The following is a 14,235-nucleotide window of genomic DNA, read 5'->3' on the forward strand; positions in this document are numbered from 1 at the left end:
AGCTCCCCGCGGAAAGCGGAGTGTATTTCCGTAGCGGTGTTAACGAATCGCTCCATTAGTTATTTATTCTTAATTAAATATATTCGGAGTTTCTATCAACTGCGAAATTTAAAGGCAATAACATAGGAAAAAAGAGTTTAATTATAATCTATGTACTGCGTGAGGTGACGCATGGATAATAAAGATAATAACCATAAACCTGATATCATAGATGAAGATTTATATGAGGAGTTTGATGACGAGGAATTATATGAACTCGTACAGGAAGAGCGAAAAAAGGCATTAGAAAAAGCTAAAAACAGAAAAAACACTTCAACCAAACGTCCATTTCCAAAGTGGGCCTTTTGGTTAATAGCCATCGCAATGTTTATTAATGTGTTTGCTTTAATCCCACAAACTTATTCTATACCCGCTATAGAATTTCTAAAAACATCAGCTAACTTAATGATGAATGAAGACATTCAATCCTATAAGAAAGCAGTGGTTGTGGTAGAATCAGAGGATAACAAGGGAACTGGTTTTGCCATTTCCAGCAACGGAACCATACTAACGAATTACCACGTTATTGAAGATAAAAATCATTTAGCAGTAGCCTTTCCTGATGATGGTTTGTTTGAAGCTGAAATAATCGAAGAACATCCATCTATAGACTTAGCTGTATTAAAAGTAGAAGGGGAGGACCTACCTTACCTTGAGTTAGCGCATAATGCTGAAATCTCACCAAATGAAGCAATCAAGTTTATTGGTAATCCATTAAGGTTCAATGGAATTGCTAATGAAGGAAATATTATAGGTTATACACAACTCGATGATTGGGATGAACAAGTAGTCATGCTAGAAGCACCTGTGTATCGAGGGAATAGCGGTAGTCCAATTATAAACAGTAATGGAGAAGTTATAGGAGTTATATTTGCTACACTAAATTCTGATATGTATGGAAAAGTAGGATTATTTGTCCCCATAGATTTATTCTATAAATATCAAACATAGTAAAGATAAAATCTTTGAAAAATGTCTCTAGCCTTAGCTAGGGACATTTTAAATGAAAGTAGGTCAATATTACTACAAAATGTGTTGTCAGTAATTGATATTTAAACAAATTGTAATGACTTTGAGATAGCAACATAAGTCACGTTAAGTTACGATAGATAGTGTCCAATAAAATAGAAATTTGTCGAAGTAAAATGAAAAAGATGGTGAGATCATCATGTTAATTATAAACTTATTTAATGAAAAGAATAATATCATACAAACTACACCCAAAAAGGTATGTCATATAACGAAAAATATAAGACCAGGGGGAGATTCTGTTTGATAATGAGTAAGACCTTAGAGGAAAAACCCCTTGAACAAATGGTTATATCTGCTCAAAACGGAGATACTGCTGTACAAAACTACTTACTTAAAAGTTACCAGCCATTTATTGCTAAATGCGTCTCAGAAGTCTGTAAACGTTACATCAACCCGAAAATGGATGATGAATTCAGTGTTGGATTATCTGCATTTAATGAAGCACTCTTTTCATATTCACCGGAAAGAGGAAATGCCTTCTTACCATTTGCTAAACTTGTTATAAAAAGAAAAGTAATTGATTATATCCGCGCCAATCAAAAAGCAATAAAGGCTGTATCATTGGATGAAAGTTATGATGAAGTTCAAATGGAAAATCCAATTGAAATCCATGTAGCAAGAGAGAAATATCAAGAAAAGCAGAATAATTCCCTGCTTAGAGATGAGATATTGGAGTTTAAAGAAAAACTGAAAGAGTATAAGTTGTCATTGTATGAACTGACTGAGATTTCTCCTAAACATAGAGATGCGAGAGAATCTGCTATTCATACAGCAAGAGTACTATATGAAGATGAAGTCTTACGTGAGTATGTTTATCAGAAAAAGAAACTTCCTATAAAGAATCTTAATAAAAAAGTAGATGTCAGCAAAAAAACGTTAGAGCGAAATCGTAAATTTATTTTAGCAATCTTTATCGTTTTAAGTGAAGATTTTATCTATCTAAAGGACTATCTTAAGGGTGTGGGTCAGTGAAAAAAAGAGGAATTATACTTGAGCAACATCGAAATTACACCATCCTTTTGACAAAAGACGGTGCTTTTGAAAAGGGAAAAGTAATAACAGGTAGCGGTCAGATTGGTGATGAAGTTTTTTTTGAGCCATTTGGCACCAAGAAGAAATCGTTTGTTTTTGCCCAGGGAAATCGGAAACATGTATCTGCCCTTTTTCTAAGTGCAGCGTGTTTCCTATTGTTGTTAATTCTTCCGGTTTACTTTATTACAGGTGCTAATAAAACTTATGCTTATGTTTCTGTAGATATCAATCCAAGTATCGAATTAGAAATAAATAAAGATTATCAAGTTCGCAGTATTCGGCCAATTAATACAGATGCCTCAACAGTTGTTGATCAATTAGAGGATTATCAAAACAGAAAAATTGAGACAGTAATTCAAATGATTATGGATAAAAGTGAAGAAAATGGACTTATTAATGAACATAAGAGTATGCTGGTTGGAGTAAGCTTTCTTGGTGATACTGATTCAGATGAGGAAATTTTATATTTGTTGGAAGATCACTTGGAATTAAGTGAGCCTGACTGGGAAATAGCAGCATTTGATATACCGAAAAATATTCGAAACCAGGCTAAAGAACAGCAACTTTCCATGAATGAAGTCATTGCGACGACTTTTTTGGAAGATTCGAATCTTTCTGCAGATGATTCAAATAATAGTAATTTAGACGAACATGAAATTGAAATTATTGATTCTTTTTATAATACGGAAGAAGTGGAAGTTGAAGAGGAAAGTGAAATTAAAAAAGAAGAATCAGATGCAGAGGAAATAGAAGAAACGGAAGAGATTAAACAGACCACCGATGAACGCAACGAAGAAAATCAAGAACAATTAGCTGAGCAGAAGGATAAAAAAGAAAATGCACCTGTTATCATAAGCAAAGATAAAAAAGACAAAGCAGCAAAAGAAAAACAAACGAATTCATCTAGAAAAGACGAAAATCATCCAAGCAATTTAAAAAGTAAAAATGGTGAAATAAATTCAAATGGCAGAAATGTTATAAAAGGAAATAATGGTTCAACTAAATCCCAAACAAACCATGCAAAGGAACAGAAAAAACAAAAAAATAATGGTAAACATAAAGGAAAGAATGAAAATCACAAAGTAAAGAATGGAAATCCCGAAGCTAATAATCCAAGCAGAAATAACAAAGGTAAAGGTAACCAGAAAGACATTGAGTAAAAATGGAAAAGCAGCTTAAAGCTTGCTTTTCCATTTTTTTATCTTTTTAAACTTTCATGGTGACAGCAGGGGTTTGCTTCATAGCGTGATCTATATAATAGAGAAGATTATCATGGGATTCCATGATTTGCCTTTGATCAAGTGAATAGTTATAGGAATGTAAAAAATGTTGGATTTTTTTAGAAAGTAAATCATCGTTGGTTCGAACCATTAGAACTAATAAGTCATCCCATTGTCCCCATAGCGTGTAGTATAGAGCTTTGTCGTAATCTAAAATATCATTCCCCTCCTTAAATTAAAGGGTCATTAAATAGTGTCCCCGTTTTTACTATTACATGTGCAAAACTTTTTTGGTGTGAATGCCATAAAAAGGCTAATGGACTTTAGCATAATGTTATTTTACGCGAAACATACTATGTCTAGATCCATAAATAAAAGGAGGAGATTAGTTGAAGAAAAAGTTGATTGCCGGAGCTATTGTTGTTTCTTTAGCTTTAGGTGGTTGTCAAGCTGCTGAAGAAGGTGCAAGTCCAAACGGTGCTGGCAACTTGGATCATGCTAGGTATGGTACCGATACTGGTGACGGGATGACAAACGTACGAAATTATAGGATGCAACGTGATGCAGACGATTTTCAAAATCGCGATGCACGAAATATAAACCATCGAACCAATGACAGAAATATGAACAATAATGCACAAAACAACAATTACACGAATCTAAACCAAAACCGTGTGAATGACAATGATAACGAAAATCGATATGAAATCGCAAGTGAAGCTGCAGACAAAATCTCAGATAAAGTTAAGGAAATAGATAACGTATATGTCGTAACTACGGATAACAATGCTTATGTTGCAGCCGAGCTTGATACAGATAAAAAAGATCGAAACCGTAATAAAAATCAAAATGATAATCAAAACAGGTTTGATGATGAGTTATCGGATAAAGTAAAAGAAGAAATATCTGACATTGTCAAGTCTGTGGATAAGGATATTGATAATGTGTACGTTTCCACCAATCCAGATTTCTTTGATCTAACCAATAACTATGTAGAAGATGTTGACCGTGGCGAGCCAATTGAAGGGTTTTTTGATCAATTTGGTAATATGATCGAGCGATTATTCCCTCAGAATAAATAAAAGTTAACAATGGAGTGTCTCATGGCTAAGGTGATGAGGCACTCATTTTCTGTTCTTTTTGGTTTGATTGATAATTGTGCTAAAATAATGAAGAAAAGCAAGATATTGGAGGAAAATTTGATGAGTAAAAAAGCATTAGCATTTTTAAAAGAAAATAGAGAAACGTTACTATCCAGACTAAATCATTTTTTATCTATTCCAAGTGTAAGTACAGATAGTGCTCATAAAAACGACGTACATGCAGCTGCTGATTTTATTGTTACATATTTAGAAGAAATTCAATTTGAAAAGGTACAAAAAATGGAAACAGCTGGTCATCCACTCGTATACGCTGAATATAATGGTGCTGGTCCTGATGCACCTACAGCGCTATTTTATGGACATTATGATGTACAGCCAATTGATCCGATTGATGAATGGAAAAGTGACCCATTTAAACCCGAAGTAAGAGATGGAAGAATTTTTGCCCGTGGCTCCAGTGATGATAAAGGGCAAGTATTTATGCATTTAGCTGTATTTGAAGCCTATCTAAAGACAGAAGGCAAGCTTCCTATCAATATAAAGGTATGCATTGAAGGGGAAGAAGAAATTGGAAGTGAGAACCTTTATGAGGTGTTACATAAGAGGAAAGAACAGTTTAAAGCTGACTTTGCTGTGATTTCAGATTCAGGTATGATAGCCAAAAATCAGCCAACGATTCTTTATGGCTTAAAAGGATTTACTGGTATTGAAATAACCGTAGATGGCCCAGACCATGATTTACATTCGGGAATGTATGGTGGAGCGGTCAGAAATCCGATCATGGCATTAAATCATATTTTAGCATCCATGAAAGATTTAGATGAAGTTATTACAGTGGAAGGATTTTATGATGATGTGGAGCCGCTAACTGATGAAGAAAGGAATATAATAGCTAACGTTCCTTCTGAAGACTTTGAGGAATCTACTGGAATCCCTAATACCGTATCTGAAAAAGGATATACTGCTCAGGAGCATACCATGGGTCGTCCAACATTTGAAATTAATGGAATCTATGGAGGGTATCAAGGAGAGGGGACAAAAACGATTATTCCATCTTCTGCAACAGCAAAAATTACCTGTCGCTTAGTTCCTGGACAAGACCCAGAAAAAATCCAACAGTTACTTGAAAATCATGTAAAAAAAGTAGCTCCCTCTGGTGTAAATGTTCAAGTGAAGAAGGAAAAGTTATCAGCCAAAGCCTATAAAGTCGAACCAAACCATCCACTTATAAAAAAAGCAGCAGAGAGCTATACAAAAGCATTTGGTAAAGACACGGTCTATATTCGTATGGGTGGTTCCATTCCAGTAGTTGAATGGATTGAAGCAATTTATCAAATTCCTATTGTTTTATTAGGGTTTGGGACACCAGAAGATCGATTGCACTCACCGAACGAAAGTTTTCCGTTAGACAGTTTTGATAAAGGAATGGAAACCCTTGTATATTACTGGAATAAAGTTAAGGAATAAAAGGAGAAATGAATAGATGAAGAAATTTGCCATTATTACTGGTGTATCACGGGGCCTTGGAGAAGGGATAGCTAAATTACTGTTGGAATCTGGAGTTAATGTTATTGGGGTATCCAGAAGTAAAAATCTAGTGGTGCCTGATATTGCTAAAGAGAATAATCTTGTGTACCAGCATTATAGTTGTGACTTAGGTGATGCTGATCAAGTAGAAACAATATTTAATGAAATAAAAAATCATGTTTTTACGAAAGAGACATCTGAGGTTTTTCTTATTAATAATGCAGCTACTGTTGAACCAATGGACCAGGCAATGAACCTAAAAACAAGAGATATACTTCAACATGTTCAAGTTAATACTGTAGCACCTATGATACTTACCAATTTATTTTTAAAAGAAGCTCACCAGCATGAAATCCCCGGAATTGCCGTTATTGTTACCTCTGGTGCTGCGGACCGTCCGATTTATGGTTGGAGTACCTACTGCGCTACCAAAGCAAGTATGAATATGTATACACAATCAGTAGCTTTGGAGCAGGATGAATTAGCTACAGGTAATAAAATAATTGCTTTTAATCCTGGGGTGATGGATACGGAAATGCAAGAAACCATCCGTTCAAGATCCAAAGAGGAATTCTCTGATGTAGAGCGCTATCAAAAATTAAAAGAAGAGAATAAGTTAAATAGTCCCATTGATGTTGCAGGAGTGTTGATTGATATTATTAATGATGAAGACGTGGTGAACGGAAAAATCTATAATGTGAAAAATTATCTTTGATTTATTTTTAGCACGCTTCCAGCATATCTTTTAAAAACTAGGCGATACGCCCGCTCCATTTCAAGTCTTCTTGAATATAGTAAATTAGCCTTGAAAATAAGGAGGGGAAAGTTATGGGTAAAGAAGGTAGAGGAGGTTACGGCTCAGGCTTCGCGCTTTTAGTCGTGCTATTTATTTTACTAATAATCATTGGAACCGCATATACTGGCGGTTACGGTGGAGGATATTATTAAAAAGGAATGCAGTGGGAAAATTCCACTGCATTTTTTTAATAGTGTAAATGATATTTCTTTTTGATTTTATGCGTTAATAATTTTTGGATAATGGTAATACCTGAAGTTAAACAAAGGAATAATATTCCCGCAATTTGAAGTGAACCTTGGAAATATTGGATATTCCACAGGATTAATACAATAATACCAAAAATCCCTGCCGTAAATAATAATGCTACGAGTCCAATAAACCTCATCTTAAATAGTTCCTGTTCATCTGTCCAATTAAGCTTTGGATTTAAAAAGTCCAAATAGGTACCCATACTACTTGTATATATGCTCCCTAATAAAGTGAGAAAAAGCCAAATAGCAAGTATTTCTCCTGGGACATGGAGAAAGAAAAGCATAATCGTTAATAAAAGTCCGATAGTTAGTAGGTCAATAAGACTGGCTACCCCTATTTTACTCAAAACTATTTGTTTTGGCTTAATTGGTAAGAATAAATTAGTATACCAGTTCTTACCCTCTCGTGATATAGAGGTGTAAGAGGTTGGATTAGCACCTAATATAAATATAGAGACCATAAACAAGGTAAGAATCATACTTTTTTCAGAAAAGGCTTCTGAGAAATTTGCCAAGGAATTATTTCCAAAATCAAGCATAAGGATTATCACGAGAAAAAATGGACCAAATAAACTTTGTACGATGCATTGCATTAGGAATGTTGGTGTACGTATTATTGTCTTTAATTCTTTTTTTATATAACTAATCCAAACGGAATTGTTGTGTAAGCTCTTATTAATTTTCTTTTCTGAGAAGGATTTTTTATTTCCTGTATTGACTCCAAGAACCCCTTTTAAATATAACAATTGACCGAGCCATAGAAATAGGACAAACCCTAGTATACATAATGTGATAACGCCCAATAAAGAAAGAACTCCTACACCTGTTGCAATTCCAATAAGCACTTTTGTACTAAGGTAAGCGGGTGGATAGAATCCGGTTAGCATTTGTAATAGTCCATCCTGTTCCTGCAAAAACATTACCATGTTTTCAATAAAGGCATCATCATTTGTATTAATACGTACGAGAACATTTATGCCAATAATGAACACTAAAGTAGCAATTCCGGCAATAACTTTTGAGCGATCTTTGTTTTTGGCAACATTGACAAATCTCATGACGAACATAATCAGAATTGCCGCCAGTGAAAATGGCACAATAGGCGTAAGAAGTAAAAGGATTATACCAACAATAAAATACAAGATAGAAGCGCCACTTATCGTTCCGTAGAAAAAATAAAACGGTAAGTACAAAGCACTTGCTGTTATATATAAATAAATAAAGGGATTAATGGCTTTACTTATTAATAACTGATATGGCTCAAACGGAAAAGGAATAAAAGATTCTATGTCCTCAGAAAAATAGAATGTCGTTAGTATGGTTAACATGCTAATAAAGAATAAAAGAAAATGTAATGTTAAGAATAACAATCCCAGAATCACTGATTCCTGGCCAATTGGTTCAAACGCTTGATATAAACTTTGTACTAGGCCTCGCATAATATCGATGTATACAAATAAAATAGGTAACAAGATGATAAACGAAAAAATATACATGAATGTTTGTGAAGCTTTTCTGTCAGGATTTCGATATTGCATTTTTAACATGGTTTTGGCAAGTAGAAACGTTTTATGCATCATTCGTCATCTCCAGGAATACTTCTTCTAAAGAGTCATTGGAAGGGTTTTGCTCGCGTAGTTCTTGTAACGTTCCATAAAATAGCAATTTCCCATGATTAATGATGGCAACTTCATCAACCAACTGTTCAACAACTTCTAAACCATGACTGGAGAAGAATACCGTATTTCCCTTTTCTGCATGTTCACGCAACATTTCCTTTAATAGGTAAGATGATTTTGGATCAAGCCCAGTTAATGGCTCATCTAATATCCAAATAGGTGGATCATGCAGTAAGACTCCTGTCACAATAATTTTTTGCCGCATACCATGGGAATAAGTTTGTATATAATCATTTAATGCTGTATAAATGGAAAATTGTTTGGTAACTCTTTCAATTCGCTCTTTCCGAATGTCTGATGGGATATTAAATATGTCACCAATAAAATTTAGGTACTCCATTCCCTTCAATCGTAAAAACATATCTGGATGATCAGGCACAAGACCAAAGGTTTTTTTAGCTTCCATTGGTTGTTTCTCAATATCATAGCCATTTAAAGTGATGGTACCTTCATCTATTGGGAGAATCCCAGTCATCATTTTAATTGTCGTTGATTTCCCTGCTCCGTTTGGGCCTAAGAATCCAACAATTTTCCCATGGGGTATTGTTAAGTTTAAATGATCAATCGTTCTTCTGGACGAAAAACTTTTTGTCACATTTTTAATTTCAATCATTGTATTCCTCCTTGCTTATCGCTAGTGATTGTGACATTATTAGTGACTATTGCTATTTATGATTTGTCGTAGTTGATAGAAACTGTTGATTTATTTAATTTAGAATAGTTAGCTCTCGCTTACACTTATGAATATTTTCTGCTAGGATTCGCTACGGCAGAATACTTCGCTTTCCGCGGGCACGGCCTCAGCCTCCTCGCGGAAAAACCACCGCTGTGGGGTCTTCGGACACGTGCTTTTCCCGCAGGAGTCTCCGTATTCTGCCTCCGCTATGTTTCATGCACTAAATATTTTTAAAGTTAAAGTCAATAATGCTACGTTTGGTATATTATTCCTCGTAAAAACAGAATTTTTCTAGTTAAAATCAGGTAGAGCAGGAACTTAGCGGAAATACACGGAGACTCCTGCGGGAAGAAAAGCCTAGGCTCAGCAGCGCCCGCGGAAAGCGTAGTGTATTTCCGTAGCGGGTGTTAAGCAGTATTTTGAATTAAAGATATCAACAGTCTATACAAACTCCACATTAAGAGTTTATGCAGTTTTAGTAATGGTGATTGAATATAATCGTGATTTCGTGGGCGGTTTGGCTATTATTTATGGATAACAAGGTAATTTCTTCGTCCAAAATACTGTTACTTCTGCAGAACACTCGAGTTTGTGATAGAATTTAAAAGGTTACTATTATATCTTACGTTAAATAATGATTTATTTAAATATGTATTAATGATTTTTTGTGCAATCAAAGAGAGGAAGATGTAAATGATTACTCGTAAAAGTAAACGTGAAATTGAGAAAATGCAAGCGGCAGGTGATTTGCTTGTACAAACACATAAAGAAATTGCCAAAATGATAAAACCAGGAATTACAACCATGGAAATCGATACTTTTGTAGAAGACTTTTTAGCAAAAAATGGCGCAACGCCTGAACAAAAGGGTTATAACGGTTATCCTTATGCTATCTGTGCCTCTATAAATGATGAAATTTGTCATGGGTTTCCAAGGGAAGAACCATTGCAGGATGGAGATATTGTTACCATTGATATGGTTGTTAATTTAGATGGAGGTTTAGCAGACTCAGCTTGGACATATGCTGTGGGGAATGTTGATGAAAAAGGAAAACGACTAATGGAAGTTACAAAGGAATCTCTTTACAAAGGTATTGAACAAGCGCAAGTTGGGAGCAGAATTGGTGATATCGGTCATGCCATCCAAACTTATGCTGAGGGAGAAGGTTTCTCTGTTGTTCGTGATTTTACTGGACATGGAATCGGGCCTACCATACACGAAGACCCACATATTCCACATTTCGGTTTACCTAATAAGGGTTTGCGTTTAAAAGAAGGAATGGTTATTACCATTGAACCAATGATAAATGAAGGCGATTGGCAAAGCAAAATGGATTCTAACAATTGGACGGCAAGAACAGTTGACCAAAGTCGTTCTGCACAATATGAACATACCATTGTTATTACAAAAGATGGTCCATTACTTATTACCGATCAAGATAAAGAATAATTAATTCCACACCCAAGAACTGCTAGAAATAGTCAGTCTCTTGGGTTTTGTTTATGTATGAAGCCTCTTTTTGTATAGTTTGGCCTTTTTGAAGTTTTACAGTGGATAGAAACTCTTAATAACTTGAATTCAGAGTAATGTGCTTAACATCGCTACGGAAATACACTACGCTTTCCGCGGGGAGCTGGTGAGCCTCCTTCGTGCTGACGCACAAAGCAGTCTCACCGATGCTCTTCTTCCCGCAGGACAAGGAACGCTTCGGCAGGGTTGCATCGCACGCAGAAAAAAGTGGTTTTCTTTTTTCAAGGAGTCTCCGTGTATTTCCTCCGCTATGTTATCTGCTCTACTAAATAAGGAATATGAAAATATGCTGTTTTTAAGAAGAATAACGGTCTTAAACGTGATTTCACGAGTTATAAATTAAAAAAGACTTGAGCATCCATCTTAGCGGAGGCAGAATACGGAGACTCTGCGGAATAGCACGTGTCCGAAGACCGCGCAGCGAGGGAACTCCTTGATTAAGCTTCTTTGGCCCTTGCGCCGAGGAAGCCTACTTCAAAGTATTACTAGTAGACGCAGGCGCAGTATGCTTTTTACGCGAGGAGGCTGAGGCCGTGCCCGCGGAAAGCGAAGTATTCTGCCGGAGCGAATGACCGCACAAATCAAACATAAGTCTGAGCGAGAGCTTCACTATTCTGAATTAAAGAAGTTGACAATCTATACAAAAAGTAAAGTAAAGTCATGTTAAAGAGCGACAGTCTTTAGGGCCTATATGTAAAAAATTATAGTGTTTAGGGGGAGAGTTTCTTGAGAATCGTTTCTATTTGTCCGAGTAATACAGAAATACTAGCTTATTTAGATCAAACGAACTTATTAGTTGGTGTGGATGATTTTTCTGATTGGCCAGATTCTGTATTGGATTTACCCAAAGTAGGACCTGATCTTACGATTGATATGGATAAAGTAGCTGAACTACAGCCAGACCTTGTATTAGCTTCATTAAGTGTACCTGGTATGGAAAAAAACATTGAGGCACTTGATGAAAAACAACTGCCTTATATAATTTTAAATCCAAATTCTTTAAAGGAAATTGCTGAAGATATCAGAAAAGTTGGGGAAGTTATAGGATTAAAGGAATTAGGAAATCAGAAAGCAGCGGAATTTTTAAATGAAGTGCAAGGGTATCGTCGATGTGCTAACAAGAAAATAGATAAGCCCAGTCTTTATTGGGAATGGTGGCCAAAGCCCATATTTACACCTGGTGGGTTGAATTGGTTAACGGAGATTAGTGAACTAGCTGGAGGAGTAAATGTTTTCGCAACTGAAAAAATAGCTAGTCATCAAACAGACTGGGACTCTGTGAAAAAACGTAATCCCGATCATATCTGTATGGTATGGGTTGGAGTGAAGGAAGAAAAAATGCGGCCAGAGCTCGTCATGAAACGACCAGGGTGGAAAGAAATGAAAGCTATTCAAAAGGGGAATATCCATGTCTTGGAAGAATCACTATTCTGCCGCCCCTCTCCTAGGCTATTAGAAGGATTAAAAAAGCTAATAAAGGTACTGGAATAAAGAACCATGTTTTATGATGGGGAGAAGCAATTTAGAGGCGTTTTTGATAAGATAAAACTCATAGATGCAATCTTGTTAGATAAAAGTACTCAAGGACATAATTTCCATCAATATGTCCTTGAGTATGAATTTATTTTGGCGTTTTTCCGATTAATGAGCGTCCACCAAATAATACGGTAATCACCGGACTAAGCAAGCAAAAGAAGGCAAATGGCAAGTACTCTAAAACGGAAACCCCGAGGACATCGGCAATAAACACACCACAAACGCTCCATGGTATAAGTGGATTTATTACAGTTCCAGCATCTTCCAGCGTTCTTGATAATGCTTTTTTAGACAGACCGGCTTTTTCGTAAAGTCCTTTAAAAGTTTCACCTGTTAACAAAATAGATAGATATTGTTCACCGATTAGGACATTTGTCCCGATAGCTGTTGCGGCAGTAGTTAAAATCGTTGTACGGATGTTTTTAATCTTATCTTTAAAGGCATTAAGCAAGCTTGGAATAATTCCTGTTACAAATAATAAGCCTCCAAAGCTCAAAGCTAGAATAACAAGTGAAATAGTAAATAACATGCTGTTAATCCCACCTTTGGTTAACAGTTCATTTACTGGTTCGAAATCAGTCGTTCCTGTATAACCGTTAAACCAAACGGACCAAATTTCAGGCCAGGTAAACTGATTATTTAGCCATGCAAAAAAAGTTGCTACCAAGCTTGTTGATGCTAGTGCCACGAATGCAGGGACCCTGAAAAATGTACATAAGATGAGAAAAACTAATGGAATCCAAGAGGTCCAATAAATAAGGCCTGAATTCACTAGAGCAGCTTGAAAGTCGCTAATATTTGTCAATGATACGGTTTTCTCAGGAGATAAAAATACAAAAATAATAAATGAAATAATAAATGCAGGGATGGTAGTTAAACTAATATGCTTGATATGCTCAAACAAATCAACACCTACAATGGTTGATGCTAGGTTTGTGGTATCCGACAGTGGAGACATTTTATCACCAAAAAATGCGCCAGATACAATAGCTCCTGCAGTAACTGCCAGTGAGACATCCATCGCATTAGCCATACCTATAAATGCTACACCAATGGTTGCTGTTGTAGTTAGAGAACTTCCTAGTGACACACCGATAATTGCAGTTATAGCAAATACAATAGCGAAAAACCAAGTTCCATTAATGATTGAAAATCCAGCATAAATCATTGTAGGGATTGTTCCGCTAACCATCCAACTACTAATCAAAATACCTATTAAGAAGAATAAGTAAATAGCGCCCATACCAGATTTAGCCCCAGCAATCATTGCAGTTTCAAGATTTTTAAATGTAATTCCTTTTAAGAAACCATAAGCTAAGAGCAAAAAGATTCCTAATAAAATGGGAATATGAGGTTTAGTTCCAAGGCCAATAATGAAATAGCTAATAAGACCGACGATTAAAATTAAAAATAATAACGATTCTTGCCAGGATGGCTGGTATTTAGGTTGAATAGGAAACATATGATGACCTCCTGTATTGTTGTAAAATAATATAGGATTTTACATTGCAGTTGATAGAAACTGTTGATAAGTTTAATTAAGAATAAATAACTAATGGAGCGATTCGTTAACACCGCTACGGAAATACACTACGCTTTCCGCGGGCGCTGCTGAGCCTACTCCGAGCTATCGCTCTACGTAGTCTCACCTAGGCTTTTCATCCCGCAGGACAAGGAACGCTTCGGCAGTGAAACATCGCACGCAGAAAAAAGTGATCTTCTTTTTTCAAGGAGTCTCCGTGCATTTCCTCCGCTGATTTGTGCTGTTCAACTTTCTTATATAATTGGGTATCTTTTAATAAATGAATAAA

13 protein-coding genes are annotated in these 14,235 nt (G+C 35.8%); 9 read left to right on the top strand and 4 right to left on the bottom strand.

Translation table 11 applies throughout. From position 1 onward, the window contains the following. The first annotated feature begins 171 nt into the window (after nucleotides 1-171). The 3 genes from D8M06_RS14280 to D8M06_RS14290 all read left to right on the top strand — a co-directional run bounded on the left by D8M06_RS14280 (nucleotide 172) and on the right by D8M06_RS14290 (nucleotide 3,263). Entirely contained in the window at nucleotides 172-990 is an 819-nt protein-coding gene (locus D8M06_RS14280; protein ID WP_121205087.1) for a S1C family serine protease, read from the top strand. Between the two features lie 327 nt (nucleotides 991-1,317). Continuing rightward, entirely contained in the window at nucleotides 1,318-2,043 is a 726-nt protein-coding gene (gene sigI / locus D8M06_RS14285; RefSeq protein ID WP_121205224.1) for an RNA polymerase sigma factor SigI, read from the top strand. Next, nucleotides 2,040-3,263, top strand: coding sequence for an anti-sigma-I factor RsgI family protein (locus D8M06_RS14290; protein ID WP_121205088.1), 1,224 nt, complete (start codon nucleotides 2,040-2,042; stop codon nucleotides 3,261-3,263). Before sigI ends, D8M06_RS14290 begins: the two co-directional genes overlap by 4 nt. A gap of 46 nt (nucleotides 3,264-3,309) precedes the next feature. Here the strand turns inward: D8M06_RS14290 and D8M06_RS14295 are convergent, their stop codons facing one another. Next, nucleotides 3,310-3,540: a YhdB family protein gene (locus D8M06_RS14295; protein WP_121205089.1), complete on the bottom strand. Its 231-nt coding sequence runs from the start codon at nucleotides 3,538-3,540 to the stop codon at nucleotides 3,310-3,312. Between the two features lie 172 nt (nucleotides 3,541-3,712). On the opposite strand from D8M06_RS14295, the gene D8M06_RS14300 reads away from it, so the two are divergent. From D8M06_RS14300 to D8M06_RS14315, 4 genes are all read left to right on the top strand, one after another. After that, a complete protein-coding gene (locus tag D8M06_RS14300; protein ID WP_121205090.1) occupies nucleotides 3,713-4,405 on the top strand; it encodes a YhcN/YlaJ family sporulation lipoprotein in 693 nt (230 codons plus the stop codon). A 120-nt stretch (nucleotides 4,406-4,525) separates the two neighbouring features. Next, nucleotides 4,526-5,893 carry a dipeptidase gene (locus D8M06_RS14305; protein WP_121205091.1) on the top strand — a complete coding sequence of 456 codons (1,368 nt, stop codon included), beginning with the start codon at nucleotides 4,526-4,528 and terminating at the stop codon, nucleotides 5,891-5,893. 16 nt (nucleotides 5,894-5,909) lie between these two features. After that, the gene (locus D8M06_RS14310; RefSeq protein ID WP_121205092.1) at nucleotides 5,910-6,668 is read left to right on the top strand and encodes a (S)-benzoin forming benzil reductase; all 759 of its coding nucleotides are present in this window, start codon (nucleotides 5,910-5,912) and stop codon (nucleotides 6,666-6,668) included. A gap of 113 nt (nucleotides 6,669-6,781) precedes the next feature. Beyond that, a complete protein-coding gene (locus tag D8M06_RS14315) occupies nucleotides 6,782-6,901 on the top strand; it encodes a YjcZ family sporulation protein (protein WP_121205093.1) in 120 nt (39 codons plus the stop codon). Nucleotides 6,902-6,936: 35 nt separating this feature from the next. Here the strand turns inward: D8M06_RS14315 and D8M06_RS14320 are convergent, their stop codons facing one another. Both D8M06_RS14320 and D8M06_RS14325 read right to left on the bottom strand, forming a co-directional pair. Continuing rightward, nucleotides 6,937-8,583: a putative ABC transporter permease subunit gene (locus tag D8M06_RS14320; protein ID WP_121205094.1), complete on the bottom strand. Its 1,647-nt coding sequence runs from the start codon at nucleotides 8,581-8,583 to the stop codon at nucleotides 6,937-6,939. Continuing rightward, nucleotides 8,573-9,295 (bottom strand): ABC transporter ATP-binding protein, encoded by a 723-nt coding sequence (locus tag D8M06_RS14325; protein WP_121205095.1) that lies wholly within the window; start codon nucleotides 9,293-9,295, stop codon nucleotides 8,573-8,575. Before D8M06_RS14325 ends, D8M06_RS14320 begins: the two co-directional genes overlap by 11 nt. Before the next feature lie 756 nt (nucleotides 9,296-10,051). On the opposite strand from D8M06_RS14325, the gene map reads away from it, so the two are divergent. Continuing rightward, entirely contained in the window at nucleotides 10,052-10,807 is a 756-nt protein-coding gene (gene map / locus D8M06_RS14330; protein WP_121205096.1) for a type I methionyl aminopeptidase, read from the top strand. An 807-nt stretch (nucleotides 10,808-11,614) separates the two neighbouring features. Next, the gene (locus D8M06_RS14335) at nucleotides 11,615-12,379 is read left to right on the top strand and encodes a cobalamin-binding protein (protein WP_121205097.1); all 765 of its coding nucleotides are present in this window, start codon (nucleotides 11,615-11,617) and stop codon (nucleotides 12,377-12,379) included. 130 nt (nucleotides 12,380-12,509) lie between these two features. Here D8M06_RS14335 and nhaC read toward each other — a convergent pair whose 3' ends face one another. Then, entirely contained in the window at nucleotides 12,510-13,886 is a 1,377-nt protein-coding gene (gene nhaC, locus D8M06_RS14340; RefSeq protein WP_121205098.1) for a Na+/H+ antiporter NhaC, read from the bottom strand. Nucleotides 13,887-14,235: the final 349 nt, after the last annotated feature.

The sequence above is a fragment of the Oceanobacillus halophilus genome (assembly GCF_003628505.1).
GTDB classification, from domain to species: Bacteria; Bacillota; Bacilli; order Bacillales; family Amphibacillaceae; genus Oceanobacillus; species Oceanobacillus halophilus.